The sequence below is a fragment of the Streptomyces sp. Isolate_45 genome (assembly GCF_024721315.2).
Classification (GTDB): Bacteria; Actinomycetota; Actinomycetes; order Streptomycetales; family Streptomycetaceae; genus Streptomyces.
Window position 1 is genome coordinate 38,783 of the sequence record NZ_JANFAK020000035.1, and the last position, 25,702, is coordinate 64,484.

General features: G+C 72.6%; 28 protein-coding genes. 17 read left to right on the top strand and 11 right to left on the bottom strand.

The window, feature by feature from the left end; genetic code table 11:
- The first annotated feature begins 67 nt into the window (after nucleotides 1-67).
- The 3 genes from NOD94_RS14265 (at nucleotide 68) to NOD94_RS14275 (ending at nucleotide 3,130) form a co-directional block, all read left to right on the top strand.
- Nucleotides 68-742, top strand: coding sequence for a TetR family transcriptional regulator (locus NOD94_RS14265; protein WP_281206271.1), 675 nt, complete (start codon nucleotides 68-70; stop codon nucleotides 740-742).
- A 304-nt stretch (nucleotides 743-1,046) separates the two neighbouring features.
- Nucleotides 1,047-2,186, top strand: a complete 1,140-nt coding sequence (locus tag NOD94_RS14270) for an alpha/beta hydrolase (RefSeq protein ID WP_348652329.1) — start codon at nucleotides 1,047-1,049, stop codon at nucleotides 2,184-2,186.
- A 98-nt stretch (nucleotides 2,187-2,284) separates the two neighbouring features.
- Nucleotides 2,285-3,130, top strand: a complete 846-nt coding sequence (locus NOD94_RS14275; RefSeq protein ID WP_281206272.1) for a DUF4429 domain-containing protein — start codon at nucleotides 2,285-2,287, stop codon at nucleotides 3,128-3,130.
- Between the two features lie 46 nt (nucleotides 3,131-3,176).
- On the opposite strand, the gene NOD94_RS14280 is transcribed toward NOD94_RS14275, so the two are convergent.
- Nucleotides 3,177-4,223, bottom strand: a complete 1,047-nt coding sequence (locus tag NOD94_RS14280) for an aldo/keto reductase (protein WP_281206273.1) — start codon at nucleotides 4,221-4,223, stop codon at nucleotides 3,177-3,179.
- Nucleotides 4,220-4,612 (bottom strand): MerR family transcriptional regulator, encoded by a 393-nt coding sequence (locus NOD94_RS14285; RefSeq protein ID WP_281206274.1) that lies wholly within the window; start codon nucleotides 4,610-4,612, stop codon nucleotides 4,220-4,222. Before NOD94_RS14285 ends, NOD94_RS14280 begins: the two co-directional genes overlap by 4 nt.
- A gap of 87 nt (nucleotides 4,613-4,699) precedes the next feature.
- Between NOD94_RS14285 and NOD94_RS14290 the strand changes: the two genes are divergently transcribed.
- Nucleotides 4,700-5,515 (top strand): serine hydrolase domain-containing protein, encoded by an 816-nt coding sequence (locus tag NOD94_RS14290; RefSeq protein WP_281206300.1) that lies wholly within the window; start codon nucleotides 4,700-4,702, stop codon nucleotides 5,513-5,515.
- A gap of 31 nt (nucleotides 5,516-5,546) precedes the next feature.
- On the opposite strand, the gene NOD94_RS14295 is transcribed toward NOD94_RS14290, so the two are convergent.
- Nucleotides 5,547-6,206, bottom strand: a complete 660-nt coding sequence (locus tag NOD94_RS14295) for a pirin family protein (protein ID WP_281206275.1) — start codon at nucleotides 6,204-6,206, stop codon at nucleotides 5,547-5,549.
- 81 nt (nucleotides 6,207-6,287) lie between these two features.
- On the opposite strand from NOD94_RS14295, the gene NOD94_RS14300 reads away from it, so the two are divergent.
- The 5 genes from NOD94_RS14300 (at nucleotide 6,288) to fabF (ending at nucleotide 11,180) form a co-directional block, all read left to right on the top strand.
- Nucleotides 6,288-7,499 (top strand): helix-turn-helix domain-containing protein, encoded by a 1,212-nt coding sequence (locus NOD94_RS14300; RefSeq protein ID WP_281206276.1) that lies wholly within the window; start codon nucleotides 6,288-6,290, stop codon nucleotides 7,497-7,499.
- An 89-nt stretch (nucleotides 7,500-7,588) separates the two neighbouring features.
- Complete coding sequence (locus NOD94_RS14305; RefSeq protein ID WP_281206277.1) at nucleotides 7,589-8,506, top strand: ACP S-malonyltransferase; 918 nt, start codon at nucleotides 7,589-7,591, stop codon at nucleotides 8,504-8,506.
- 19 nt (nucleotides 8,507-8,525) lie between these two features.
- A complete protein-coding gene (locus tag NOD94_RS14310) occupies nucleotides 8,526-9,530 on the top strand; it encodes a ketoacyl-ACP synthase III (RefSeq protein WP_281206278.1) in 1,005 nt (334 codons plus the stop codon).
- 55 nt (nucleotides 9,531-9,585) lie between these two features.
- Complete coding sequence (locus tag NOD94_RS14315; protein ID WP_281206279.1) at nucleotides 9,586-9,834, top strand: acyl carrier protein; 249 nt, start codon at nucleotides 9,586-9,588, stop codon at nucleotides 9,832-9,834.
- A gap of 80 nt (nucleotides 9,835-9,914) precedes the next feature.
- Complete coding sequence (gene fabF, locus NOD94_RS14320; RefSeq protein ID WP_281206280.1) at nucleotides 9,915-11,180, top strand: beta-ketoacyl-ACP synthase II; 1,266 nt, start codon at nucleotides 9,915-9,917, stop codon at nucleotides 11,178-11,180.
- A gap of 82 nt (nucleotides 11,181-11,262) precedes the next feature.
- Here fabF and NOD94_RS14325 read toward each other — a convergent pair whose 3' ends face one another.
- On the bottom strand, nucleotides 11,263-11,757 hold the full coding sequence (locus NOD94_RS14325; RefSeq protein WP_281206281.1) for a DUF3145 domain-containing protein: 495 nt from the start codon (nucleotides 11,755-11,757) through the stop codon (nucleotides 11,263-11,265).
- A gap of 248 nt (nucleotides 11,758-12,005) precedes the next feature.
- Here NOD94_RS14325 and NOD94_RS14330 point away from each other — a divergent pair, with 248 nt between their 5' ends.
- Entirely contained in the window at nucleotides 12,006-12,902 is an 897-nt protein-coding gene (locus NOD94_RS14330) for an SGNH/GDSL hydrolase family protein (RefSeq protein ID WP_281206282.1), read from the top strand.
- A 210-nt stretch (nucleotides 12,903-13,112) separates the two neighbouring features.
- Here NOD94_RS14330 and NOD94_RS14335 read toward each other — a convergent pair whose 3' ends face one another.
- Nucleotides 13,113-15,551, bottom strand: a complete 2,439-nt coding sequence (locus NOD94_RS14335) for a glycoside hydrolase family 3 C-terminal domain-containing protein (RefSeq protein ID WP_281206301.1) — start codon at nucleotides 15,549-15,551, stop codon at nucleotides 13,113-13,115.
- 250 nt (nucleotides 15,552-15,801) lie between these two features.
- Here NOD94_RS14335 and NOD94_RS14340 point away from each other — a divergent pair, with 250 nt between their 5' ends.
- The 3 genes from NOD94_RS14340 (at nucleotide 15,802) to NOD94_RS14350 (ending at nucleotide 18,114) form a co-directional block, all read left to right on the top strand.
- Nucleotides 15,802-16,383, top strand: coding sequence for a TetR/AcrR family transcriptional regulator (locus NOD94_RS14340; RefSeq protein WP_281206283.1), 582 nt, complete (start codon nucleotides 15,802-15,804; stop codon nucleotides 16,381-16,383).
- Nucleotides 16,384-16,444: 61 nt separating this feature from the next.
- Nucleotides 16,445-17,380, top strand: a complete 936-nt coding sequence (locus NOD94_RS14345; protein WP_281206284.1) for an endonuclease/exonuclease/phosphatase family protein — start codon at nucleotides 16,445-16,447, stop codon at nucleotides 17,378-17,380.
- Nucleotides 17,377-18,114 carry a carbon-nitrogen hydrolase family protein gene (locus NOD94_RS14350; protein ID WP_281206285.1) on the top strand — a complete coding sequence of 246 codons (738 nt, stop codon included), beginning with the start codon at nucleotides 17,377-17,379 and terminating at the stop codon, nucleotides 18,112-18,114. Before NOD94_RS14345 ends, NOD94_RS14350 begins: the two co-directional genes overlap by 4 nt.
- A gap of 70 nt (nucleotides 18,115-18,184) precedes the next feature.
- On the opposite strand, the gene NOD94_RS14355 is transcribed toward NOD94_RS14350, so the two are convergent.
- Nucleotides 18,185-18,541, bottom strand: a complete 357-nt coding sequence (locus tag NOD94_RS14355; protein WP_281206286.1) for a helix-turn-helix domain-containing protein — start codon at nucleotides 18,539-18,541, stop codon at nucleotides 18,185-18,187.
- Between the two features lie 97 nt (nucleotides 18,542-18,638).
- Between NOD94_RS14355 and NOD94_RS14360 the strand changes: the two genes are divergently transcribed.
- The gene (locus NOD94_RS14360) at nucleotides 18,639-19,538 is read left to right on the top strand and encodes an NAD(P)-binding domain-containing protein (protein ID WP_281206287.1); all 900 of its coding nucleotides are present in this window, start codon (nucleotides 18,639-18,641) and stop codon (nucleotides 19,536-19,538) included.
- 40 nt (nucleotides 19,539-19,578) lie between these two features.
- Here the strand turns inward: NOD94_RS14360 and NOD94_RS14365 are convergent, their stop codons facing one another.
- From NOD94_RS14365 to NOD94_RS14375, 3 genes are all read right to left on the bottom strand, one after another.
- Nucleotides 19,579-20,415: an EI24 domain-containing protein gene (locus NOD94_RS14365; protein ID WP_281206288.1), complete on the bottom strand. Its 837-nt coding sequence runs from the start codon at nucleotides 20,413-20,415 to the stop codon at nucleotides 19,579-19,581.
- A gap of 68 nt (nucleotides 20,416-20,483) precedes the next feature.
- Nucleotides 20,484-20,906 carry an organic hydroperoxide resistance protein gene (locus NOD94_RS14370; RefSeq protein WP_281206289.1) on the bottom strand — a complete coding sequence of 141 codons (423 nt, stop codon included), beginning with the start codon at nucleotides 20,904-20,906 and terminating at the stop codon, nucleotides 20,484-20,486.
- Between the two features lie 65 nt (nucleotides 20,907-20,971).
- A complete protein-coding gene (locus NOD94_RS14375; RefSeq protein ID WP_281206290.1) occupies nucleotides 20,972-21,994 on the bottom strand; it encodes an NADP-dependent oxidoreductase in 1,023 nt (340 codons plus the stop codon).
- 117 nt (nucleotides 21,995-22,111) lie between these two features.
- Between NOD94_RS14375 and NOD94_RS14380 the strand changes: the two genes are divergently transcribed.
- The gene (locus NOD94_RS14380; RefSeq protein WP_281206291.1) at nucleotides 22,112-22,534 is read left to right on the top strand and encodes a MarR family transcriptional regulator; all 423 of its coding nucleotides are present in this window, start codon (nucleotides 22,112-22,114) and stop codon (nucleotides 22,532-22,534) included.
- A 12-nt stretch (nucleotides 22,535-22,546) separates the two neighbouring features.
- On the opposite strand, the gene NOD94_RS14385 is transcribed toward NOD94_RS14380, so the two are convergent.
- The gene (locus NOD94_RS14385) at nucleotides 22,547-23,290 is read right to left on the bottom strand and encodes a hypothetical protein (protein ID WP_281206292.1); all 744 of its coding nucleotides are present in this window, start codon (nucleotides 23,288-23,290) and stop codon (nucleotides 22,547-22,549) included.
- Nucleotides 23,291-23,368: 78 nt separating this feature from the next.
- Between NOD94_RS14385 and NOD94_RS14390 the strand changes: the two genes are divergently transcribed.
- Entirely contained in the window at nucleotides 23,369-23,965 is a 597-nt protein-coding gene (locus tag NOD94_RS14390) for a hypothetical protein (protein ID WP_281206293.1), read from the top strand.
- A gap of 101 nt (nucleotides 23,966-24,066) precedes the next feature.
- On the opposite strand, the gene NOD94_RS14395 is transcribed toward NOD94_RS14390, so the two are convergent.
- Nucleotides 24,067-24,771 carry a triacylglycerol lipase gene (locus NOD94_RS14395; protein WP_281206294.1) on the bottom strand — a complete coding sequence of 235 codons (705 nt, stop codon included), beginning with the start codon at nucleotides 24,769-24,771 and terminating at the stop codon, nucleotides 24,067-24,069.
- Between the two features lie 219 nt (nucleotides 24,772-24,990).
- Here NOD94_RS14395 and NOD94_RS14400 point away from each other — a divergent pair.
- On the top strand, nucleotides 24,991-25,702 hold a 712-nt coding region (locus NOD94_RS14400), incomplete at its 3' end, for a rod shape-determining protein (protein ID WP_281206295.1).

Below are 25,702 nucleotides of genomic sequence, written 5' to 3' on the forward strand. Positions count from 1 at the left end.
CCATCTTTGTCGCGTGGGTCACAGGTACCCTGACCGCTCACTCTGCGTCAGAAAGGACCCCACGGTGATGACCGATCTGCGGCCCGCACCGGACGCCCCGGCGGCCGGACTGCGCGAGCGCAAGAAGCGGCGCACCCGGGACGCACTGCTGCGCGCCGCGCTCCTCCTCTTCATCTCCCAGGGCTACGAACGGACCACGGTCGACGAGATCACCGCCGCCGTGGACGTCTCCCAGCGCACCTTCTTCCGCTACTTCGCGAACAAGGAGGAGGTCGCCTTCGCCGTCCAGGACCTGGTCGAATCGCACTTCGTGGCCGAACTGCGGGCCCGGCCCGCCGCCGAGGGGCCCCTCACGGCGATGCGCCGCGCGGTCCTCGCCGCCTGGGACACCGTCGAGGAGGCCATCTCCGAGGTGGTTCCCGTGGACCTGTACATGCGGGGCTACCAGCTGATCGAGTCCACGCCCGCGCTGCTCGCCGTCCACCTGCGACGTTCCACCGAGCTGGAGGAGGAGATCGCCCGACTGATCGCCACCCGCGAGGGCCTGGACGTGGACGCGGACCCCCGGCCCCGGGTGGCCGTCGCCGCCTTCTGCGGCGTGATGCGCGTCACCGGGCGGCTCTGGGGGCAGGGCGAGGACGCCAGTGTCGACGCCATCCGGCGGATGACCGAGGCCTACCTCGACCAGATCGGTCCGGCCCTCGCCTCGGACTGGCGCCGCACCCCCGCCGACCTCGACTGAGGGGGCCGACGGCCTTCCGTCACCGCTTCCGGGGACCGCGTCCGCCGGCCCCGACCGACGGGCGTCGGCCGCGCGGCGCCGGCCGACGGACCGCGACTCTCCGTCGCGGACCGCACCGCCGGATGGCGGGCCCCGTCCCACCACCGGCCGTGAGCCCCATCACCTGGCGCGCCGGGGGCTCCGGCGGTCTTTTAGTCTGACTCCAGTGAAACTGTCCGGCCCCGCCCCCTCCGCCGCCGCCGCGGTACCCGCGCGCCCCGTCGCCGCCCTGCGCACCCTGCTCGCGCTCGCGGTCGTCCTCGTCATGCTCGCCACCACCGGCTGGACCGCCGTGCACCGCCCCGAGGCGGGCACCCCGCCTCGGGCGGCCGCGCTCGCCGCGTGGGCCGTGGCCCGGATCGACGGCCGGGCCGTGCCGCCCGCGGACGCGCCCGTACGGACGGTGGCCCGCTTCTTCGCGAGCCTGGACGGGGCCCAGCGGGCGCGGCTCACCACCGGCTACCCCCTCGTCGTCGGCAACCTCGACGGGGCCCCCGCCCACCTGCGCTACGAGGCCAACCGCGTCTCCCTGGAACGGGCCGAGGGCATCGAGCAGGAGCGCGCCCGCGACATCGCCCTCACCCCGGCCGACCGGGCCACGGCCGTCCGGCGCGCGCACCGCTTCGCGTCGCTCGCCGACCCGGGCCGCCAGATCCTCACCTTCGACCCCACCGGCGGCGGCCTCGTCGCCGAGGTCTTCGGCGACCTCGACCGGGCCCGCCGGGTCTCGGTGATCGTGCCCGGCGTGGACACCGACGCCGTCACCTTCGAGCGCACCCAGCGCCGCCTCACCGCCCCCGCCGGCATGGCGCGGTCCCTGTACGAGGCCGAGCGCGCGGCCGCGCCCGACAGCGCGACCGCCGTCATCGCCTGGGCCGGCTACACCGCGCCCACCGGCGTCGGTGTCGACGCCGCCACGGGCCGGCTCGCCGTCCAGGGCGCCACCCGCCTGCGGTCCCTGGCCGCCGCCCTGCCCGGTGACGCCGATGTGGCCCTGTTCTGCCACAGCTACGGATCCGTGGTGTGCGGGGTCGCCGCCCACGGGCTGCCCCGCCGGGTGACGGACGTGGTGGTCGCCGGCAGTCCGGGCATGCGCGCCGGGAACGTCACCGAGCTGGACACGAGCGCCCGGGTGTGGGCCATGCGGGACGAGGGCGACTGGATCGAGGACGTACCGCACCTGGAGCTCGGCGGGCTGGGCCACGGGGCGGACCCGGTCTCCCCGGAGTTCGGCGCGCGGGTGCTGTCCTCGGCGGGCGCGAGGAGCCACACCGGCTATTTCGAGCCAGGTACCGCCTCGCTCGACAACTTCGCCCGGATCGGAACCGGCACGTTCGGTTCCGTCGCCTGTGTGGGCGACGGCGACGACTGCCGCCGAGGAATTTCCGGCACGGAGGGTGACTGACGGGGACTGACGAGGACCCGTCCCACCTCTCACCGGCAGAACCCCGGAAAAAGCTGGCCCCCCGGCAAGGAAGACGTGCGGGGCCGCGTCCCTTTACGATGTGCCGCATGGGTGACGTACTGGCCGGAAATCATGCCGTCTGGGAGTTCGACTCGGACTCGGTGCTCATCCGCTTCGCACGGGGGATGCGAACGCCACGGCTCTGGCACGCGCTGGGCCCGCGCAGGATCCCCCTCGAAGCGCTGTCCGGGGCGAACGTGACCGCAGGCCGAAGAGACACGGTGATCCTGCGCGCCGAACCGCGGCCCGGCGCCGATCCGCTGATGGAAGCGGCCGCCGGGCAGCTCAAGGACGCCTGCGACCCCTACCGCCTCGTCCTGCCCCGTGACCGGGCGGCCGACGCCGACGCCTTCGCGCAGGCCCTGCGCGCACGCCTCGACCCGGACGCCGACGGGCCCGCCGACCGGTTCCTCGTCGACGTCCCCGAACCGCCGCTCCAACTCAAGGCCTATGACGCCCGCGTCGGCTTCGACGGCACCACCGTGACGTTCCAGTGGTCCCGTACCGGCGCGACGAGCACCAAGTGGAAGGCCGGCGACCAGCGGTACCCGTTGACCTCCGTCACCGGCGTCGAGTGGACCTCCCCCGACCGTCCGGGCGGCGGCCACCTGCGGCTCGTCCCGCGCGACACCACGACCGACGCCCGACCCGACCACGACCTCGCGGCCGCGGTCTTCGGCGTCGGCTACGGGGCCGTCCACGAATCGCTGCCCTTCGCCGCCGCCGTCCTCGCGGCCCTGGGCGCCCGCACCCCCGTCGCCTCCGTCCCGTCGCCCGGCCCCTCCGAGGACGACCGCCTGCGCCACCTGACGGAACTCCACGGGGCGGGCCTCCTCACGGACGCCGAGTACTCGGCGCTCCGCGCGCGCTTCACGCCCTCCTGATCGGGGCTCCGCGCCGCCGGGCTCCGCGACTGCCGGCGGCTCGGGGTCAGGCCTCGCGGGCCGCCGAGGTGGAGCTCATGTCCGGGTAGCGGTCGCCCGCGACGCCCGCCGCGACCGGCTCCAACAGGGCCAGCTCCGCGGGGGTCAGGGTGATCCGGGTCGCCGCCGCGTTCTCCACGACCCGGCCCGGCCGCCGCGTGCCCGGGATGGGGACCACCGTCAGGCCGTGAACCGCCGCCCGTTGCTGCACCCACGCCAGCGCGACCTGCGCCGGCGTCACCCCGTGCGCCGCCGCGATCCGGCGGACCGGAGCCAACAGCTCCGCGTTCGCCCGGGCGTTGTCGCCGGTGAACCGGGGCTGGTACCGGCGGTAGTCCCCGGCCGACAGCTCCACCGAGGCGTCCGCGAAGGCCCCCGTCAGGAAGCCGCGCCCCAGCGGGGAGTACGGGACGAAGGCCACCCCCAGCTCCGCCGCCGCGCCCACCGCGCTGCGCTCGACGTCCCGGCTGAACAGCGACCACTCCGACTGGAGCGCCGCGATGGGATGCACCGCGTACGCCTCGCGCAGCTCGGCCCCCGTGACCTCGCTGAGCCCCAGGTGGCGCACCTTCCCCTCCCGCACCAGATCGGCCATGGCGCCCACCGACTCGACGAGCGGCACGGCCGGGTCCCGGCGGTGCATGTAGTAGAGGTCGATCACGTCCGCGCCGAGGCGCCTCAGGCTGTCCTCGACGGCCCGGCGGACGTACGCCCGGTCGTTGCGGACGCCCCGGTGGTGGGGGTCGTCCGTGCGCTCGATGCCGAATTTCGTGGCGAGGGTGATCCCGTCCCGATGGGCTGCCACGAAGGGCGCGAGGAACTCCTCGTTGGCGCCGCGCCCGTAGACGTCCGCCGTGTCGAAGAGCGTGACGCCGGCGTCCAGCGCCGCGTCGAGGGTGGCTCGGGCCGCCGCCTCGTCGGTGTCCCCGTAGAACTCGCTCATCCCCATGCAGCCGAGGCCCTGGACGCCGACGACCGGGCCGCCCCTGCCCAGTTCGGTCCGCTCGATGGTGACGTGCTGCCGCTGCTCGTGCTCGTGCTGGTTGTCCGTCATGACCCCGCCTTCCCCGCGACCGTTCTCATCTCGTACATCCCGATCTTGAAATCCAATACGGCGAGGGCGTCCGTCAGCTCCGTGATCCGCGACCGCACCTCGGTACGGGTGCGTTCCAGCAGCTCACGGCGCTGCTCGACGGTGTGCTCGCCCTCGCGGACCAGTTCGGCGTACCGGACCATGTCCGCCACCGACATGCCGGTGGCCCGCAGCTTGCCCACGAAGGACAGCCAGTCCAGGTCCCGCTCGCTGAACCGACGCTGCCCCGAGTGGGAGCGGTCCACGTGCGGCATCAGGCCGATCCGCTCGTACCAGCGCAGCGTGTGCTGGGTCAGACCCGTCCGGGCCTCGACCTCGCTGATCGTGTACCGCGTCTGCGTCAGGCTCATGGCCCCACGCTAAAACCTTGGAGTGCACTCCAAGCAAGTAGGCTCGGCCGCATGGACAGCGCGGAGAGCACGGGGACCGGTAACGGCATGGACAGCCTGCGGATCATCGACACCTGGCCGGTACCGACCGCGGCGGCCGCCGTCGTGCGCGCCGACGGCAGCCTCGCCGGCTCGCACGGGCCCCTCGACCGGCGCTTCCCGCTGGCCTCGGTCACCAAGCCGCTCACCGCGTACGCCGCGCTCGTCGCGTACGAGGAGGGTGCGATCGAGCTGGACGAGCCGGCCGGCCCCGAAGGGTCGACGGTCCGTCACCTGCTCGCGCACACCAGCGGACTGGCCTTCGACGAGCACCGTGTCATGGCTCCGCCCGGACAGCGCCGGCTGTACTCCAACGCCGGTTTCGAGGTGCTCGGCGACCACATCGCGAAGGCGACCGGGATCCCCTTCGCCGAGTACCTGCACAAGGCCGTGTTCGAGCCGCTGGGCATGACCTCCTCCGCCCTGGAGGGCTCGCCCGCGAAGGACGGCGTCTCCACCGTCTCCGATCTGGTGCGCTTCGCCGCCGAGCTCCAGGCACCGCGCCTGCTGGACGTGCGCACGGTCGCCGGGGCGACCTCGGTGGTCCACCCGGGCCTCAAGGGCGTCCTGCCCGGCTACGGACACCAGTCGCCCAACGACTGGGGCCTCGGCCTGGAGATCCGCGACGGCAAGTCCCCGCACTGGACCGGCCTGACCTCCTCGCCGCGCGCCTTCGGACACTTCGGCCAGTCCGGCACCTTCCTGTGGGTGGACCCGGACGCCCGCGCCGCGTGCGTCGCGCTGACGGACCGCGCCTTCGGCCCCTGGGCGGCGGAGGCCTGGACCCCGTTCACCGACGCGGTCCTCGCCGAACTGCGCGGCTAGGGCGTCCCTTCCGCAGGGACGGCTCGGGCCGTCACAGCGGCAGCTCCCAGATCAGCAGCTCCCCCGGCGAACCGGCGGTGACCTCCAGGCCCTTCTCGGCGGTGATCCGCGCCGAGTCCCCGGGACCCAGCTCCTCCCCGTCGAGCCGCAGGTCCCCCCGGACGACGTGCAGGTAGACCCGCTCCGCGTCCGGTACGGGGACCCGCTGGCCCGCCGCCGGCCGCCGGACGTGCAGCACCGCTCCGGCCGCCGGTACCTCGTACGGGGTGCCGTCCGCCAGACCGTGGACCAGCTCGTACGTGGGCTCCCCGCCGGCGGCGAGCGGCGCCAGCCACGTCTGCACGAACCTCAGCGGCACGGCCCCGTCGTTGCGCTCCACGTGCCGGGCCCCGGAAGCGGCGCCGAGCCGCTGCACGTCACCGGGTCGCACCAGGCCCGTGCCGCCGGTGACGCCGTCCCGGTGCGTGAGCTCGCCCTCGACCACCCAGGTGATGATCTCGGTGTTGCTGTGGGGGTGCTCGTCGAAGCCCGCGCCGGGCGCGAGGCGCTCCTCGTTGCAGGCGAGCACCGGGCCGAAGCGGATGTTGTCCGGGTCGTAGAAGGACCCGAAGGAGAAGGCGTGCCCGGTGGTGATCCCGGCGCCCGGATCCCCTCCCGCGTACCGGTCGGCGGCTCGGCGTACATCAATCATGGGGGCCACCGTAGCCCGAGGGGTGGGACGGGGCGCGGGACCGGAGTCCGCGCCGGGGCGCTGATAAGGCAGTCTTGTCCCGTGCCCCAACCCGAACGTGAGCAGTCACCCGACACCCGTCCCGCGCATCCGGCCCACCCGCACGCCGCGACGCTGCGCCGGCTGGAGAAGTCGTCCGGCCGACTCGCCGCCAACGCCATCGCGCGGATGGACGAGACCCTTCCGTGGTACCGGGCGATGCCGCCGGAGAACCGCTCGTGGATCGGTCTGGTCGCCCAGGCCGGCATCGCCGCGTTCACGGAGTGGTTCCGGCACCCCGAGACGCCCCAGGCGATCTCCACCGATGTGTTCGGGACGGCTCCTCGGGAGCTGACCCGGGCGATCACCCTGCGTCAGACCGTCGAGATGGTGCGGACGACGATCGAGGTCATGGAGACCGCGATCGACGAGGTCGCGGCCCCCGGCGACGAGTCGATCCTGCGCGAGGCGCTGCTGGTGTACGCCCGGGAGATCGCCTTCGCGACCGCCCAGGTGTACGCGCAGGCCGCCGAGGCGCGCGGGGCGTGGGACGCCCGCCTGGAGTCCCTCGTCGTGAACGCGGTGCTGTCGGGCGAGGCGGACGAGGGCGCCCTGTCGCGGGCCGCCGCGCTCGGCTGGAACTCGCCGGAGCACGTGTGCGTGGTGCTGGGCACGGCGCCGGACGGGGACAGCGAGCTGACGGTCGAGGCGATCCGGCGTGCGGCCCGCCACCACAAGCTCCAGGTGCTCACCGGGGTGCTAGGCGACCGCCTCGTGGTGATCGCGGGTGGCAGTGACAACCCGATGCAGGTGGCGAAGTCGCTGATCGGGCCGTTCGCGGCGGGTGCGGTGGTGGCGGGGCCGGTGGTCCCGGACCTGTTGAACGCGACGAAGTCCGCCCAGGCGGCGGCGGCCGGCCTGAAGGCCTGCACGGCCTGGCAGGACGCTCCCCGACCGGTCCTGGCGGACGATCTCCTGCCGGAACGCGCGATCGCGTCGGATCCCTCGGCCAGGGAGCAGCTGGTGGAGGAGATCTACAGACCGCTGGAGGAGGCGGGCTCCGCGCTCCTGGAGACGCTGAGCGTCTATCTGGAGCAGGCGAGCAGCCTGGAGGGGGCCGCGCGGATGCTGTTCGTGCACCCCAACACGGTGCGCTACCGGCTCCGACGTGTGACCGACGTCACCGGGTGGTCACCGTCCGATGTTCGTTCGGCGTTCACGCTGCGAATCGCCCTGATCCTGGGGCGTCTGGCCGACGGGGATCCGCAGTCCTAGACTTTTGTCGGACATCAACAATTACCCCGACGGTTCTTCGTCCCTGTCCCCACGGGCGGCGGGGACCATCCACAAGAGAGAGTGTGAGGGTGCTCGTACTCGTCGCTCCAGGCCAAGGCGCTCAGACGCCCGGCTTCCTGACTCCCTGGCTCGAACTCCCCGGTGCCGCTGACCGCGTCGCCGGTTGGTCGGACGCCATCGGGCTCGACCTTGCCCACTACGGCACGAAGGCCGACGCGGACGAGATCCGCGACACGGCCGTGGCACAGCCGCTGCTCGTCGCAGCGGGTCTCCTGTCCGCTTCCGCGCTCGGCTCGTCCTCGGCCTTCGGTGCCGTGGCGGGCCACAGCGTCGGCGAGATCACCGCGGCCGCGGTCGCGGGCGTCCTGTCCGACGCGGACGCGCTGTCGTTCGTCCGGACCCGCGGTCTGGGCATGGCCGACGCGGCCGCCGTCACCGAGACCGGCATGGCCGCCGTCCTCGGCGGCGACCAGGACGTGGTGGTCGCACATCTGGAGAAGCTGGGGCTCACCCCGGCCAACATCAACGGAGCGGGCCAGATCGTGGCCGCCGGTACCGTCGAGCAGATCGCCGCCCTGGTGGACGAGAAGCCCGAAGGCTCCATGAAGGTCGTCGCCCTCAAGGTCGCGGGCGCTTTCCACACGCACCACATGGCCCCCGCGGTCGCCGAGCTGGAGAAGGCCGCCCAGGCCCTCGCGCCGGCCGACCCGGTCCTGAAGTACGTGTCGAACAGGGACGGCCTCGTCATCGATTCGGGCGCCGACGTCGTCGCCCGCCTGGTCGGCCAGGTCGCGAACCCGGTCCGCTGGGACCTGTGCATGGAGACGTTCGCTTCGCTGGGCGTTTCCGGGATCGTCGAACTGTGCCCCGGTGGCACGCTGACGGGTCTGGCCAAGCGCGCCCTCAAGGGTGTGCCGAGCGTGGCCCTGAAGACGCCGGACGATCTCGAAAAGGCCGCGGCGCTCCTCGCCGAGCACGCGGCCTGAGAGAAGGAGCCCACACAGCATGTCCAAGATCAAGCCGGCCAAGGGCTCCCCGTACGCCCGCATCCTGGGTGTCGGCGGCTACCGTCCGACCCGTGTGGTGCCCAACGAGGTCATCCTGGAGACGATCGACTCGTCCGACGAGTGGATCCGGTCCCGGTCCGGCATCGCCACGCGGCACTGGGCCGGCCCGCACGAGACGGTCGCCCAGATGTCGGTGGAGGCGTCCGGGAAGGCGCTGGCCGATGCCGGGATCTCCCCGGAGCAGATCGGCGCCGTGATCGTCTCGACGGTCTCGCACTTCAAGCAGACGCCGGCCGTGGCGACGGAGATCGCGCACCGCGTGGGCGCGGTGAAGCCCGCCGCGTTCGACATCTCCGCGGGCTGTGCCGGTTTCGGCTACGGCCTGACCCTCGCCAAGGGCTTGGTGGTCGAGGGTTCGGCGCAGTACGTCCTCGTCATCGGCGTCGAGCGGCTCTCGGACCTGACCGACCTGGAGGACCGCGCGACGGCCTTCCTGTTCGGTGACGGTGCGGGCGCCGTGGTCGTGGGTCCGTCGGACGAGCCGGCCATCGGCCCCACGGTGTGGGGTTCGGAGGGCGACAAGTCCGAGACCATCAAGCAGACCGTGCCGTGGGACGAGTACCTCGGCAAGGACAGCGGGGAGAAGTTCCCGGCCATCACGCAGGAGGGTCAGGCGGTCTTCCGCTGGGCCGTCTTCGAGATGGCCAAGGTGGCCCAGCAGGCGCTCGACGCCGCCGGGATCACCGCGGAAGACCTGGACGTCTTCATTCCGCACCAGGCGAACATGCGGATCATCGACTCGATGGTGAAGACTCTGAAGCTGCCGGAACACGTCACGGTCGCCCGTGACGTCGAAACCACCGGCAACACGTCGGCCGCCTCGATCCCGCTCGCTATGGAGCGGCTCCTGGCGACCGGAGCGGCGAAGAGCGGCGACACCGCGCTCGTCATCGGCTTCGGGGCGGGACTCGTCTACGCCGCGACGGTCGTTACCCTCCCCTAGGGTCGGAATCCGTTCCGCCCCTGATCAACCCATTCAGCTATAGAAGGAGCGCCACATGGCCGCCACCCAGGAAGAGATCGTCGAAGGCCTCGCCGAGATCGTCAACGAGATCGCCGGCATCCCGCAGGAGGACGTCCAGCTCGACAAGTCCTTCACCGACGACCTGGACGTCGACTCCCTGTCCATGGTCGAGGTCGTCGTCGCCGCCGAAGAGCGCTTCGACGTCAAGATCCCGGACGAGGACGTCAAGAACCTCAAGACGGTCGGCGACGCCGCGGACTACATCCTGAAGAACCAGGCCTAAAGCCTGCCGAGCGTTTGTCGCCACCTGGCGGTGGCGCCGTGACAATTCAGCACCCCCTGAGACGTGGAGAAAGAATTCCTGTGAGCCCGACCAATCGCACCGTGGTCGTCACCGGTATCGGCGCAACCACTCCGCTGGGTGGCGACAGCGCTTCGACCTGGGAAGGCCTGCTCGCCGGCCGGTCCGGTGTCACGCCCCTGGAGGGCGAGCGGTTCGCCGAACTCCCGGTCCGCATCGCCGCGCAGGCTGCCGTGGATCCGAGCGAGGTACTGCCCCGCCCCCTGGCCCGCAAGCTCGACCGTTCGGCGCAGTTCGCCGTCATCGCCGCCCGTGAGGCCTGGGCCGACGCCGGCTACACCGCTCCGGCGGGCGAGGACGAATCGATCGTTCCCGAGCGCCTGGGCACCGTGATCGCCTCCGGTATCGGCGGCGTCACCACCCTGCTCGACCAGTACGACGTCCTGAAGGAAAAGGGTGTGCGCCGGGTCTCCCCGCACACCGTCCCCATGCTCATGCCGAACGGCCCGTCGGCCAACGTCGGCCTCGAGGTCAACGCCCGCGCCGGTGTGCACACCCCGGTCAGCGCGTGCGCGTCGGGCGCCGAGGCCATCGGCTACGCCGTCGAGATGATCCGTACGGGCCGTGCCGACGTGGTCGTCGCGGGCGGTACGGAGGCGGCGATCCACCCGCTGCCCATCGCCGCGTTCGCCAACATGATGGCGATGTCGAAGAACAACGAGGACCCGACCGGCGCGTCCCGTCCGTACGACAAGGGCCGTGACGGCTTCGTCCTCGGTGAGGGCGCGGGCGTCGTGGTGCTGGAGTCCGCCGAGCACGCCGCGAAGCGGGGCGCCCGCGTCTACTGCGAGGTGCTGGGCCAGGGCCTGTCCGCGGACAGCCACCACATCGCGCAGCCGGAGCCGACGGGCCGCGGTGTCGCGGCCGCGGTGCAGAACCTGCTCGACAACACCAACCTGGACCCGTCCGAGCTGGTGCACCTGAACGCGCACGCCACGTCGACCCCGCAGGGCGACACGGCCGAGCTGAAGGCCCTGCGCAAGGTCCTGGGCGACGACCTCGACCACATCGCGATCTCCGCGACCAAGTCGATGACCGGTCACCTGCTGGGTGGCGCGGGCGGCATCGAGACGGTCGCGACCGTCCTGGCGCTGTACCACCGGATCGCCCCGCCGACGATCAACGTCACCGAGCTGGACGACGACATCGACGCGGACATCGTGCGCGGCGAGCCGCGCAAGCTGCCCGTCGACGGCCCGATCTCGGCGATCAACAACTCCTTCGGCTTCGGCGGCCACAACGTGACGCTCGCGTTCCGTTCCGTCTGACCGGAGTCCCGTACGACGTGAAGGGCCCCGTCCGGCTTCTGCCGGGCGGGGCCCTTCACGTACCTGCCTGTCGGCAGGGGGGTCAGACGACCTGGTGGAGCCAGCGGACGGGGGCGCCCTCACCGGCGTACCGGAAGGGTTCCAGTTCGTCGTCCCAGGGCTTCCCCAGGAGTTTGGCGATCTCGGCTTCCAGGTTGGTCTCGCCGCGCACGGACCGGGCGAGGGCGGCGCGCAGCCGGTCCTCGGGGATCAGGATGTCGCCGTGCATGCCGGTGACGGCGTGGAAGATGCCGAGTTCCGGCGTGGAGCTGTAGCGCTCGCCCTCGGCGGTCGGGCAGGGTTCGGCGGTCACTTCGAAGCGGAGCAGGTGCCAGCCGCGCAGTGCGGAGGCGAGTTTCGAGGCGGTGCCCGCCTCGGCCTGCCAGGAGAACTCGGCTCTCCAGGTGCCGGGGGAGGCGGGCTGACGGATCCAGTCGAGGTTCACCCGCACCCCGAGCACGCCCGCTACAGCCCATTCCACATGCGGGCAGAGCGCGCGCGGTGCGGAATGCACGTACAGAACTCCACGTGTCGTCACCGGGACCTCCAGTGTGGGACGAGGTCGGGAATAAACTCCAGAAAACGGACAGTATGTGACGTGATGTAATGTAACGGAAATTATTTGACATTGCGCATCGGCAGTGGCGGCCGAAACGCCACGGGAAAAAGCTACCGTGCGCCAGGGGTCATGGTGTGACGTACGGTCGCTCCGAGGCCGGTAAACACAGAGCATTCACTCAGCAGGACGCCCCTGAAGGACAAGGGGCGACGAGGGAGGACCACCCCATGCGCACCACCGCTCCGCGCCGCCGCGCGCGCCGCGCCCTCGCGGGCGCGGGCGTGGCGGTGGCCGTCCTGGCCGCCTGCGTCACGGGCTGCGACGAGAGCGGTCCGACGGACGCGGGTGAGCGGGGGGCGCAGGCCGCGCCGCGCTGGAACACCGCTCCCACGTCGATCGCCGCCGTCGGCGATTCCATCACCCGCGGGTTCGACGCCTGTTCGGTGCTGGCGGACTGCCCGGAGGCGTCCTGGGCGACCGGGAACGACCCGCTGGTCCGCTCCCTCGCCGCCCGGCTGCTCGGTGAGGCGCAGGCGCCCGCGCGCAGCTGGAACTACGCGGTGACCGGCTCCCGGATGGCGGACCTGCCGGTGCAGCTGACCGCGGCGGCCGCGCACAAGCCCGACCTGGTCACGGTGATGGTGGGCTCGAACGACGCCTGCCGGCCGACGGCTTCGTCGATGACTCCGGTGGCGGAGTTCCGCGACGGGTTCGACAAGGCCCTCAAGGAGCTGCGGGCGGCGTCCCCCGCCTCCCAGGTGTACGTGTCCTCCGTGCCCGACCTCCAGCGGCTGTGGGAGCAGGGCAAGGACAGCCCGATGGTCCGGCAGATCTGGAAGCTGGGGATCTGTCAGTCCATGCTGGCCGAACCGCTGTCGGCGACGGCGGGGGCCACGGCCCGCCGGGAGCAGGTGCGGGCGCGCGTGGTCGAGTACAACGAGGTGCTGCGCGAGGTGTGCGGGAAGGACGCGCTGTGCCGCTACGACGGCGGCGCCGTGTTCCAGTACCCGTTCGCGGCGGATCAGTTGAGCCACTGGGACTGGTTCCACCCGGGCAAGGACGGGCAGGCGCGACTGGCCGAACTGGCGCACCGGCAGGTGACGGCGGCCGAGCCGCCGCGTTGACGCGGAGGACCGGAGGCGGGTGTCAGGGCCCGCCTCCGGTCCGTTCCGGGGCCGCGCGAGGGTCGACTTCAGGCCATTGGGCCTTCCGGCGTGTCGCGCGGCGGATCACGCGGTGTTCCGCGTCGGGTCATCGGATCATGTGACGGCACATCATGTGATGTCACATCACGCGAGGCCCGGTCAGGTGTCGGCGGAGCACGCGCCGGCGGCTCACGTCAGGTCGAGCGTGGCCGTCAGCCGGATGTCGGTGTGCGAGTGGCTCGCGCGGACCTCGTAGCCGCCGCCGATCCGACGCCAGCCGCGGGCCTCCTCGTCCCAGATCTCGAAGGCGCGGGCCGGCAGGGCGATCTCCACCTCGACGCTCTCCCCGGGGCCGGCCTCAACGCCCGCGAAGCCGGCCAGCCAGCTGGCGGGACGCTCCACACTGTCGGCGACGGGCGCCAGGTAGACCTGCACGACCTCGCGGCCCGGCCGGGTGCCGGTGTTGGTGAGCCGGACCCGGACGCCCTCGGGGGTGGCGTGCAGGGACTCGTACGCCCAGTCCGTGTAGCCGAGCCCGTGTCCGAAGGGGTAGGCGGGGACGACGGAGCCCGCCTCGTAGGCCCGGTAGCCGATGAGGAGCCCCTCCGCGTACTCCAGGGTCCCCCCGTCGGGAATCACCTCGGTGACGGGCGCGTCGACGAAGGCGGCGGGCCAGGTGGTGGGCAGGCGTCCGCCGGGCTCGGCGTCCCCGAGGAGCACGTCGGCCAGCGCGGCCCCGCCCTCCTGCCCGGGGAACCAGGTCAGCAGGACGGCCGCGACCTCCTCCCGCCAGGGCAGCTCCACCGGAGAGCCCGCGTTGACCACGACCACGGTGTTCGGGTTCACGGCGGCGACGGCGCGCACGAGGTCGTCCTGACGGCCCGGCAGGGTGAGGTCCTCGCGGTCGAAGCCCTCGGACTCGACCCGCTCGGTGGTGGCGACGACCACGACGGCGGTGTCGGCGCTCCGGGCGGCTTCCACGGCCTCGGCGATCAGCTCGTCGGCGTCCCGGCGCGGCCCGGTGTGCAGCAGCGAGAACATGATCGCCTTGAGCGACACCGCCCCCATGTCGGGGACCCGGTAGGTCAGCGCCACCTCCACGGGCCGGCCCTCCGTGAGGTGGATCCGTCCGCGCTCGCTGGGCGCGCCGAAGAAGGCCTCGAAGGGGTCGGCCTCGTTGCCGAGTTCCTGGACGCCCTCCCACAGGACCGTTCCGTCGACGGTGAGGGCGAAGGCGCCGAGGCCCCGGGTGCCGAAGGCGTGGTCGCCGCTCTCGCGCGGCACGAAGGTGCCGGTGACCTCGATGCTCGCCATGGTCGCGTACGAGACGCCCGCGGGCAGGTCGTCGCCGATCCACTGGACCTGGCCGCTCGGCAGGCTGCCCTCGCCGATGACGGCGCCGGAGGCGTCGCGGCACACGGCCCGCAGGGCGAAGCCCTTGTCGGCGGGGACGAGTTCCTCGCTGGGGTCGGCGCCGACCGCGAAGGTCAGGGCGCCCTGCGGGAGGGCCGCGGTGAGCCCGTCGAGCGGCGGGATCAGCCGCTCGGGGAACACGGTGGCGCTGCCGCCGCCGAGGATGCGCGCGTCGCGGGCGGCGGCGCCGAGCAGGGCGACCGTGCGGCCCTCGCCCGCGGCGAGCGGCAGCACGCCGCCCTCGTTGCGCACGAGGACGAAGCCGCGGGCCGCGATCTCCCGGGCCAGGGCCTGCCCGTCCACGGGATCCGGCAGCTCGGTGACCGCGGGCGGGGCGCCTTCCAGGGCGCCGACGCGGGCGGCGAGCCGCAGCACGTTGCGGACGGCGGCGTCCACGGCGGACTCGGGGACCTCGCCGGCCCGGACGGCCCCGGCGAGGGCGGGCCCGTAGACGGTGTCGGGGCCGGGCATGGCGACGTCGAGGCCGCCGAGGATGTCACCGGTGGTGGAGCGGGCGGCCATCCAATCGGACACGTTGTACCCGTCGAAGCCCCACTCGCCGCGCAGGACCTCGTTCACCAGGTACTGGTTCTCGGTCATCGAGGTGCCGTTGACGCGGTTGTAGGAGGTCATGATCCCCCACGGGTGGGCGTTGGCCACGATGGCCTCGAAGGGCGCCAGGTACACCTCGCGCAGCGGGCGCGGGGCGATGGCGCAGTCGACGGTGAAGCGTTCGGTCTCCGCGTCGTTGCCGACGAAGTGCTTGACGGTGGTGCCGACCCCGCCGTCCTGGACGCCGTTGACGTAACCGCTGCCGATCTCGCCGGTCAGGTACGGGTCCTCGGAGTAGCACTCGAAGTGGCGGCCGCCGAGCGGCGAGCGGTGCAGGTTGACGGTGGGCGCCAGCAGGACGTGGACGCCCTTGCGGCGGGCCTCCTGGGCGAGGAGCCTGCCCGCCCGTCGGGCGAGGGCGGGGTCCCAGGACGCGGCCAGGGCCGTCGGCGAGGGCAGGGCGATCGACGGGTCGTCGGCGGTCCAGCGCACGCCCCGGACGCCGATGGGGCCGTCCGACATGATCAGGGAGCTCAGGCCGATCTCGGGGAGGGCGGGCAGCGACCACATGTCCTGACCGGCCAGCAGACGGGTCTTGGTGTCGAGGTCCAGCTTGCCGAGCGCCGCCTCCACGGCCTCCTCGCGGATCCGGTCACCGGTCACGTCACGGCTCGGGTCACGGCTCGGGTCGCGGGTCTCGTCTCGGCTGAGGTCTCGGATCCCGTCCTGGGTCCGGTCGCCGTTCTGGGCAGCATCGGTCACGGCCGTGCCTCCTCGTTGAGTGCGGTGCGGTGGGGTGCGGTGGCCCCATCGTGGACCCGTTCCCTGGTGAACGGTAGGGTTCGTGATGGCTTCGTGACGTTCGAATGCCGTACGGTCCTGCTGGCGGGCGAGAACGGAAGGGGTGCCGGCGATGGCCAGGGCGAGGAGCGAGGAGCGGCGCGGCGAGATCGTCCGCGCGGCGGTCGAGGTGATCGCGGAGCGGGGGTACCGGGGCGCCGCCCTGGGTGCGGTCGCCGAGCGCGTGGGCCTGACCCAGCAGGGGCTGCTGCACTACTTCCCGACCAAGGAGTCCCTGCTCGTGGCGGTGCTGGAGGAACGCGACCGCTGGGACACCGGGGGCGGGTCGCGGGTCGCGGGCGGCGCGTGGCGACTGGACCTGCTGGACTCCCTCGTCGAGTACAACGCCATGCGGCCGGGCATCGTGCAGACCTTCTCCGCCCTGCTCGGTGAGAGCGTGACCGACGGCCACCCGGCCCGGGAGTTCTTCACCGAGCGCTACGCCCAGGTGCGCGGCGAGATGGCGGCGGTGCTGCGCACCGAGTTCGGGGAACGGCTGCCCTCGGGCCTGACCCCGGAGGAGGCCGCCCCGCTACTGACGGCGGTCATGGACGGCCTCCAGTACCAGTGGCTGCTCGCCCCCGAATCGGTGGACATGCCCGCCGCGTTCCGCTCCTTCCTCACCCTGCTCCGGGGACCCGGACCCGCCAACTGACCTGGCCGGACGGGCGGATACCTTGATCGGCGACGAAGTCGTCCGAGAACGGGGAGTTTTCATGAGCACGTCCGGAACACTGAGGAGGGGCGCGGGGGTACTGACCACCCTGCTGCTCGCCACCGGCCTGGGGGCGCCGTCGGCCACGGCCGCGACGACCCCGTTCCAGGTCATGTCCTGGAACATGTGCGGCTCGCAGCGCGCCACGTGGCACTGCGAGGGCACCGGCACGCCGCAGCAGAAGATCGACGTGGTGAAGGGCCAGATCCGGGACCAGAACGTGCGGGCCGTGCTGCTCCAGGAGGTCTGCGAGGACGATCTCACCTCCCTGATGGCCCAGTTGGGCCCGGCCTGGACCAAGAGCTTCGCCCCGTACCAGTGGTCCCAGGGCGCCTCGGGCAAGTGGAACAGCCGCTGCGGCGAGGACAACGGGCGGGCCGACCGCATCGGCACCGCGATCGTCCTCCAGGGGCAGGTGACGGACGCCCGGGAGTACCCGACGACGCAGCCGTACGTCGGCCAGCAGCGGCCCTTCCAGTGCGCGACCTCGGCGGAGCCTGCGGTCCGCCTGTGCAACGTCCACCTGTCGCCCCTGGGCAGCAACCCGGACCACCCCACCTGGGACTACCGGGACGACCAGCTCAAAGAGATCAAGGCGATCGTGAACACCTTCCCGGGCACGGTCTTCGGCGGGGACTTCAACGCCCTCTCCCCCGACTCCACGAACCCCAAGGACGCCTGGGTGTGGCCCGCCGGCCTCTACACCGCGCGCCCCGAACTGGAGGGCGGCTACCGGGAGTGCGACCAGACGGGCACCTCGCGCACCGGACGGGCCACGCACGGCTCCGGCGCGAAGATCGACTACCTGTTCAGCAGCGAGGTCCGGCGCGGGTGCACGGTCACCGATACGCCGTTCTCCGACCACCACGTCGTGGTCGAGTCCCTGGAACCGCGGTACGTCCCGCAGCCGGTCAGGACGGGCGGGGCCGGCGCGTGAGGATCGCCGCGGCGCAGCTGAGCTGCGTCCCCGCCGATGTCGACGCCAACGCCGCCCGGGCCGCGGGCCTCGCCGCCTCGGCCCGGGAGCGGGGCGCCGAGCTGGTGGTGTTCCCGGAGTTCACGCTCACCGGCTACGAACTGGAGGCGCTCGCCGCCGATCCGGGGCTGTGGACCGCGGCCGACGACCCCCGTCTGGACCCGCTGCGCTCCGCGGGCATCGCGGTCGCGGTGAACGTCGCGCTGCCCGCCGCCGACGGGGGCCTCCCCCTCATCGCGACGCTGGTGTACGGCGCGGACGGCGCGCTCCTGACCACGTACGCGAAGCAGCACCTCTACCAGCAGGAGCACGACACCTTCCGGCCCGGCTCCGGCGACGGGCGCTTCGAACTGGGTGGCATCCGCTTCTCGTTGGGCGTCTGCTACGACAACCACTTCCCGGAGCTGACCGGCCGGGCGGCGGCCGACGGCTGCCGGGTCCACCTGGCGAGCACCCTGTACGGCTCGGGCGACGGGATCGCCGAGCGGGCCACCGTGTACCCGGGCATCGCGCGGGACCGGGGCCTGTACGTGGTCCTCGCCAATCACGTCGGCCCGGCGGGGCGGTGGACGGGCTGCGGCCGGTCGGCCGTATGGGCCCCGGGCGGAACGCTGCTGGCCGAGGCGGGCGCGACGGAGGAGGGCGTGGTGACGGCGGAGGTACCCGCCGAGGAGCCCGCCGACACCGGCGCCTGACGGAGCCCCGACCGTGCCCCTCCCGGACGGGAACCCGTCCGGGAGGGCCGCCCGGCGGGTCGGGCGGCGGTCAGCCCGGGACCGCCGCCGGCGTCGGGGCCGGCAGGAGGTGCCGGGTGCCCCAGGCGCCCAGCGCCTCCAGGGCCGTGTTCAGCTCCTGGCCGAGCGGGGTGAGCGAGTACTCCACGCGGGGCGGGACCTCGTCGTACACCTCGCGGTGGACGATCCCGTCGGCCTCCAGCTCGCGCAGTTGCGCGGCGAGGACCTTCTCCGAGACGCCCGGGACCAGTCGCCGCAGCTCGCCGAACCGCCGTCCCGGATGCTGGTCCAACTCCCACAGGAGCGAGACCTTCCACTTGCCGTCGATCACCGACATCGCCGCGGCGATCCCGCAGTGATCCGCTCCGGGCCTGCGTGTCAGCGCCATCGCGCACCCCTCCCCACCTGCTCGCTCACTTCGGGGTAACCACCCACCCCGAAGTGCGTACTTGAGCGGTTCACCGCCTGCCACCAGGCTAAACGCCATGACCGACACGCACACCACGAAGACCCCGCTCACCCTCCTCGGCCTCGGCGCCATGGGAACCGCCCTCGCCCGCACCTGGCTCGCCGCCGGGCATCCGCTCACCGTCTGGAACCGCACCGCCGCCAAGGCCGCCGCCCTGGCCCCAGAAGGCGCCCTCGTCGCCGCCGAACCCGCCGGAGCGGTCGCCGGGAACGACCTGATCGTGCTCTGCCTGCTGGACGACAAGTCCATCGGGGCCACCCTCGACGGCGTCGACCTGACCGGCAAGGACCTGGTCAACCTCACCACCGGCACGCCCGCCGAGGGCCGGGCGCGGGCCGCCTGGGCACAGGCCCGCGGCGCCCGCTTCGTGGACGCCGGGATCATGGGAACGCCGTCGATGATCGGCGCCCCGGAGACCGGCGGGTACGTCTTCTACAGCGGCTCGCGCGCCCTCTTCGACACCCACCGGGTCACCCTGGAGGTCCCGGCCGGGGCCCGCTTCGTCGGCGAGGACCCGGGGCACGCGGCCCTGCACGACGTGGCGCTGCTCAGCGCGATGTACGGGCTGTTCGCCGGGATCTCGCACGCCTACGCCCTGATCGAGGGCGAGGACATCGCCCCCGCGAGCCTGTCCCCGCTGCTGTCCGAGTGGTTGGGCGCGATGGGGTTCTTCGTCGGGAACGCCGCCGAGCGGCTGACCTCGCGGGACTTCACCTCCGGGGTGGAGTCCAACCTGGCGATGCAGGTCGCGGCCAGTGCGACCCTGCTGACGACCGCTGCCGAGCAGGGCGTCAGCGCCGAGCTGATCACGCCGTACCTGGACCTGATGCGGGAGCGACTGGCCGCCGACCCGGCCGCCCACGCGGGCGAGGACACGACGGGGGCCCTCACCCTGCTGCGGCGCGGGGCGGCGTAGCGGGACGCGACTCCCCGGCAGGGGTGCCGGGGGCCGGGGGCTACGCGTACGAGGAGGGCGGCGGGCCGAAGCCGGGGACCGGGGGCGCCTGGTCGGGCCCGCCCTTCCCGCCGGATTCCCGCCCCGGGGTGGTCTCCTCGTCGGCGCCGACCAGTTCGCGGGCCATCAGGGTCGCCCCGGCCACCGCGCCCGGCATCAGGAAGACGGCGACGAACGGGACGAGGAACGACAGCACCAGGGGCACCCCGAAGCCGATGGCCAGCGCGCGGCGCCCGCGCAGCAGGGTCAGTTGCTCGTCGAGGTCCACGCGGCGCCGCTGGAGGGCGACGGAGGTGAGCTCCTGGGTGAGGAAGAAACCGGAGACGCAGAAGCCGATCGCCGGGACGACGGTCTGCCCGATCACCGGGATGAACCCGAGGGCGAACAGCAGGATGCCGAAGAGGGCCACGCGCAGGAGCAGCCGCAGGCTGTCCCGGGCGGAGATCCACAGGTCCTCCCACAGGGAGCGCCCGGACTCGGGGACCTCGCCGCCCTCGGTCCGGTCGACCTGCTCGGAGAGGGACTCGTAGAAGGGCTGGCCGACGAGCAGGGTCACCGCGGTGAAGGTGATCACCGCGAGGAACAGGCCGAGGGCGAAGACCAGGGCGGTCAGGGTGCCGCGGAAGATGTCGAGCCACGGCGAGGACCAGTCCGAGGCGAAGGGTGTCGCCCAGGCGGTGAAGTCGTCGGCGCCGTGGAACAGCCCGATCAGCGCGCCGACGTACAGCACCAGCGCGACGAGGCCCGGCAGCAGGCCGAAGCCCAGCCAGCGGCCGTGTCCGAACACCCATCGCTGTCCGGCCAGCAAGTACCGGAAGCCCCCCGCAAGATCACGCATGGGGCCAGTTTACGGCGAAGGCCGCACCCCTCCGGGAGGGGTGCGGCCTTCGCCGCGTTCGGCGGGGATCAGACGGCCAGCTCGACCGTGATGTTGCCGCGGGTCGCCTTGGAGTACGGGCAGACCTGGTGGGCCTTCTCGATGAGGTCCTTGGCGGTGGCGGCGTCCACGTTGGGGATCACGGCGGAGATCTTGACGATCAGGCCGAAGCCGTCGTCGTTCTTGCCGATGCCGACCTCGGCGGTGACGGTGGAGCCGGAGATGTCGGCGTTCTCGTTCTTCGCGACGACACCGAGGGCGCCCTGGAAGCAGGCGCTGTAGCCGGCGGCGAACAGCTGCTCGGGGTTGGTGCCCTCGCCGTTGCCACCGAGCTCCTTCGGCGGGTTCACGACGACGTCGAGCTTGCCGTCGGTGGTGGCGACGCGACCGTCACGGCCGTTCTCGGCGGTGGCCACGGCGGTGTACTTGACGTCGGACTGGGTGATGGACATGAAAGCAAATCCTCCGGATGAATCGCCGTGATGCGCGCCCACGATCACGACGGTGTGCAGTGAGCCTAACCGGTGAAGGAAACGATCATCTTTCCGGTGTTCTCGCCGCGGAGCATTCCGAGGAAGGCCGAGGTCGCGTTCTCGACGCCCTCGACGACCGTCTCGTCGTAGCGGAGCTCGCCGGAGTTCAGCCAGCCGGCCACGTCCTGGACGAACTGCTGCTGCAGGCCGGCGTGGTCCCCGACGAGGATGCCCTGGAGCCGCAGCCGCTTGCCGATGACCATCATCAGGTTGCGCGGGCCCGGTGCGGGCTCGGTGTCGTTGTACCCGGCGATGGCACCGCAGAGGGTGGCGCGGCCGTGGACGTTCAGGGAGGAGATCGCGGCTTCCAGGTGGTCCCCGCCGACGTTGTCGAAGTAGACGTCGATGCCTTCGGGGGCGGCCGCGCGCAGCTGCTCGGCGACGGGGCCGTTCTTGTAGTTGAAGGCGGCGTCGAAGCCGTACTTCTCCGTGAGGAGCGTCACCTTCTCGTCCGAGCCGGCGGAGCCGATCACCCGGGAGGCGCCCTTGATCTTCGCGAACTGGCCGACGAGGCCGCCGACGGCACCGGCCGCGCCGGACACGAAGACGGCGTCGCCCTCCTTGAAGGAGGCGACCTCGAAGAGGCCCGCGTAGGCGGTCAGGCCCGGCATGCCGAGGACGCCGAGGTAGGCGGAGAGCGGGGCGATCTTCGCGTCGACCTTGGTGGCGTACTTCGCGTCGAGGTCCGCGTACTCGCGCCAGCCCAGGTGGTGCAGGACGTGGTCGCCGACCTCGAAGCCCTCGGCGGCGGAGGCGACGACCTCGCCGACCGCACCGCCCTGCATCGGCTCGTCGAGCTGGAAGGGCGGAATGTAGGACTTGGTGTCGTTCATCCGGCCCCGCATGTAGGGGTCGACGGACATGTGGAGGTTGCGGACCAGGATCCGGCCGGGGGCGGGCTCGGCGGACACCGGCACCTCGCGCAGGGCGAAGTCCTCGGCGACGGGCCAGCCCTGCGGGCGGCGGACGAGGTGCCATTCGCGGCTGACGGCAGGGATCTCGGACATGGGGCGCTCCTGATGACCTGAGGGGAAGGACGGCGTCGCACCGGAAGTGCTTCACCACATGAAACAACCATGCAGCTGGATATTTCATGTTGTCAAGTAAATGGGTACGCTGTTCCCATGCCCAGTCGTCGCACAGACCCAGTGACCCTTGAGGTCGTCGAGCTCATCGGCGACGTCGTGGCCCGCTACCACATGGAGTACGAGGACGCCGCCGCGCGCCACCAGCTCACCGGGGCCCAGGCCCGGGTGCTGGCGCTGCTGTCCATGGAGCCGCTGCCCATGCGCCGCATCGCGCAGAAGCTGCGCTGCGAGCCGTCCAACGTGACCGGCATCATCGACCGGCTGGAAACGCGCGGCCTCGTCGAACGCCGCCCGGATCCGGCCGACCGGCGGGTGAAGCTGGCCGCGCCGACGGAGGAGGGCCTGCACACCGCGGAGCGGCTCCGCGAGTCCCTGGACTTCGCCCGGGAGCCCCTCTCCGGGCTGTCGACGCAGGAGCGCACGGCGCTGCGGGACCTGCTCAGGAGGATGCTGGGCTGACCGCCCGGCGGCTCACCAGCAGAGGAACCAGCAGTCGTCTTCCTCGGTGGGCGTCGGCTTGGGCGTCGGCTTGGCCGGCTTGGTCTTCGTGGGCGCGGGCTGCGGCGGCTTCGACGTCGCGGAGGTGCTCGGCGCGGGCTGCGCGGGCTTCGAAGGCCGTACGGAGGTCCCGCCCCCGGTACCGCTCTGCGAGGGCTCCGGCTTCGCCGAGGCGGAGGCCTCCGCGCTCGATGCGGACGCGGACGCGCTCGGCGACCCCGTGGGGCCGGCCGACTTCGTGCCGCCCCCGGTGGCCTTCGCCGTCCCGGCGCCCCCGCCGGCCTTGGCCGACGGCGCCGCACCGCTGGTCAGGGAAGGGACCGGCACCGCCTGCTGCGGCTCCGTCCCGTCCTTCATGACGACCTTGGAGGCCCGGTCCACGCCCTCGTCCTCGGTCACGATCCGGGCCACCGCGATCGAACCGCCGGCCGCGAGCGCCAGCCCGAGGCCCACGGACAGCACGGTCCGTCGGGTCCGGCGCCGGCCGCCGGCCCGCCGACGGGCACCGGCCCTGCCCCCGTCCGGGCCGGAGAGCACCACGAGCGAGTCGGCGTACACCTCCGACAGCGCGGCAGGTGGGGCGGAGCCGGGCGGCACGGCAGGGGGCACTGCCCCCGCGGTCGGCGCGGCGGATATCAGGTGGGCGGCCGGAGTTCCGCAGCCGGCGCACGCGAGTGCGCCGTTGAGGTGCCTCCGACAGGCGTGGCAGTAGTCCATGGCGCCCGCAGGCTACGCGGTCGAACGCGACTTCCGCATCGCGGGTTCGTAAGGATCCTGTGTGGAATCTTTGCCTCCATGACTGCGAACCCGCGTCCCGGCGCCCGTGGAGCCTTCGGCCCGGCCGCATTCCAGCTGGTCCTGCTGCGCAGGATGGCGGACTTCCAGCCGGACCTCGCCGAGGAGGCCCGGCTGCGGATGGGCGCCGGTCTCGCCGAGCAGCGCGAGGCGAACAAGCGCTGGCAGGCCATGGTCCGCTCGCCCCGCTCCCGCGGGGCCCTGGCCCGCTACCGGTCGGTGCTCGGGCCGCCGGAGTCCGCTGACCGGCGCACCATCGGCGACCTGGAGTGCGAGGCCCTGCTGTGGCGGCTCCCGCTCTGGCCCGGGCTGCGCTTCGAGGTGCTGGCGGCGCCGGACGGGGCGGTGTGGAACGAGTGGCTGGTGCGGGCCCCGGGGGTGCCGGGGCCCGTGCTGGAGACGGCCGACGACCTGCGGCCCTGGTCCGCGACGGTGGACGAGGTCGCGCGGGCCTTCGCCCCGGTGCGCCCCATGGAGGGCACCGCCCCGACGCGGTGGCGGCTGGCGTTCACGGCGTCGGGGCGGCCCCGCGTGGCGGAGTTCACGTACGGGCTGCTCCAGCGGGTCACCGACGGCGGGGCTCCGGGGACGAACTGAGGTGGCGGTCACCCCGGGGCCCGCGGCGGGTTCAGGAAGAAGCGGCGGGGCGGGTTCGGAAGGAGCGGCGGGGCGGGTTCAGGAGGCGAGGCGGGGCGGGTTCAGGAGGCGAGGAACGCGCGGACCCCCGCCGAGGTGGCGTCGTCGCCGAGCAGCTCGTTGTGGTCGAGGCAGCCGACCGGCGTGTTGGCCGCGCCGGTGAGCGGGACGCTGCTGTCGGGGTTGACGATCTCGTCGCACTCCGACCAGAAGGTCGCGTACCGCACGTCCCCCGGGGTCTCGTCCCCGGCGGCCAGGTTCTTCACGACGTAGGAGCCGGGGGTCATGTCCCGGCACGCCTGGTCCCACAGCGCGCAGGCCCAGGCGGTGGAGGTGCCGTGGTTGGGGCCGGCCAGCGAGACCCAGCGCCCGACGGTCGCGCCGCCGCCGCCGTACTTGACGTACCAGCGGCTGACGAGGGATCCGAAGGAGTGACCGACGATGTCGACCCGGGCGGCGCCGGTCTGACGGCGGACCTGGTCGACATAGGCGGCGAGCCGTCCGGAGAGGACCTCGTTGACGGACTGGTGGGTGTCGTAACCCCACGAGAAGAGCTCCGAGTCGGCGTACCCGTCGGCCTTCAGGTCCTCCCGCAGGGAGCCCCAGACGCCCGGGTCGGCGTTGTAACCGTGGACGAGGACCACCGGATTGCGGACGGCGGCGGGCGGACCGGCGGGGGTGCCGGTGGCCGCGTGGGCCGGCAGGGGCGCGAGCAGGGCGGCGCAGAGCGCCAGGAGCGCCGGGATCGTCTGGCGGGGCGTCAGCATCGGCTTCCCTTTACCTTGTTACGCGCCAGTAGCGCGGACGTGCGCGCATCGTGGTGCCTGTCGGTACAGAAATCCACCCCCGTGCAGCACCTCCGGACCCGTGCGGCACACCCCACCCGGAGCAGCTCAACGGGCGCCATACCCCATTTACCCGAGAAGATATGAATTGTGATCGGCACCCGCCGGTCTCTTGCGTCAGCGCTCTCGGGAGGATCTGCCGTGACCGTCAGTCTTGAGCAGTTGCGCCGCTGCCACGTCGCCGTCGACCTGGGAGCCGCCAGAACCCGCGTGTACGTGAAGGGCGCCGGACTGGTCGTCGACGAGCCCAGCGTCGCCGCCGTCAACACGCGGACCGGCGCGCTCATCGCCGTCGGCACCTTCGCCGAACGGATGACGGGCCGTACGCCCGACTACATCCGGGTCGTCCGTCCGGTCTCCGGCGGCACCGTCGTCGACATCGAAATGGCCCAGCGGATGCTGCGTCACCTGCTCGGCGAGAAGCTGCGCCGCGCACTGCGCCGCAAGCCCCGGCTGCGCGCCGCCGCCTGCACCCCGCACGACGCCGACCCGCTGGCCCAGCGGGCCACCGTCGAGACCCTCGTCGGACTCGGCGCCCGCCGCGTCGAACTCGTCGACACCCTGATCGCGGCGGCCGTCGGCTGCGGCCTCCCCGTGGAGCAGCCGACCGCGACGATGATCATGGTGTGCGGGGCGGCGGCCACCCAGGTGGCGGTCCTGTCCCTCGGATCGATCGTCACCGCCCAGCGGATCCCCATCGGGGGCGAGGCCATCGACCACGCGGTGGTCCAGCACCTGCGCCACGCGCACGAGCTGATGCTGCCGAGCCAGGCCGTCCGGCCGCTCCAGCTGGCCCTGCACGGCAACGGGCTCACCCCCGAGGGCCCGACCTCCACCCTCATCCACGGCCGCG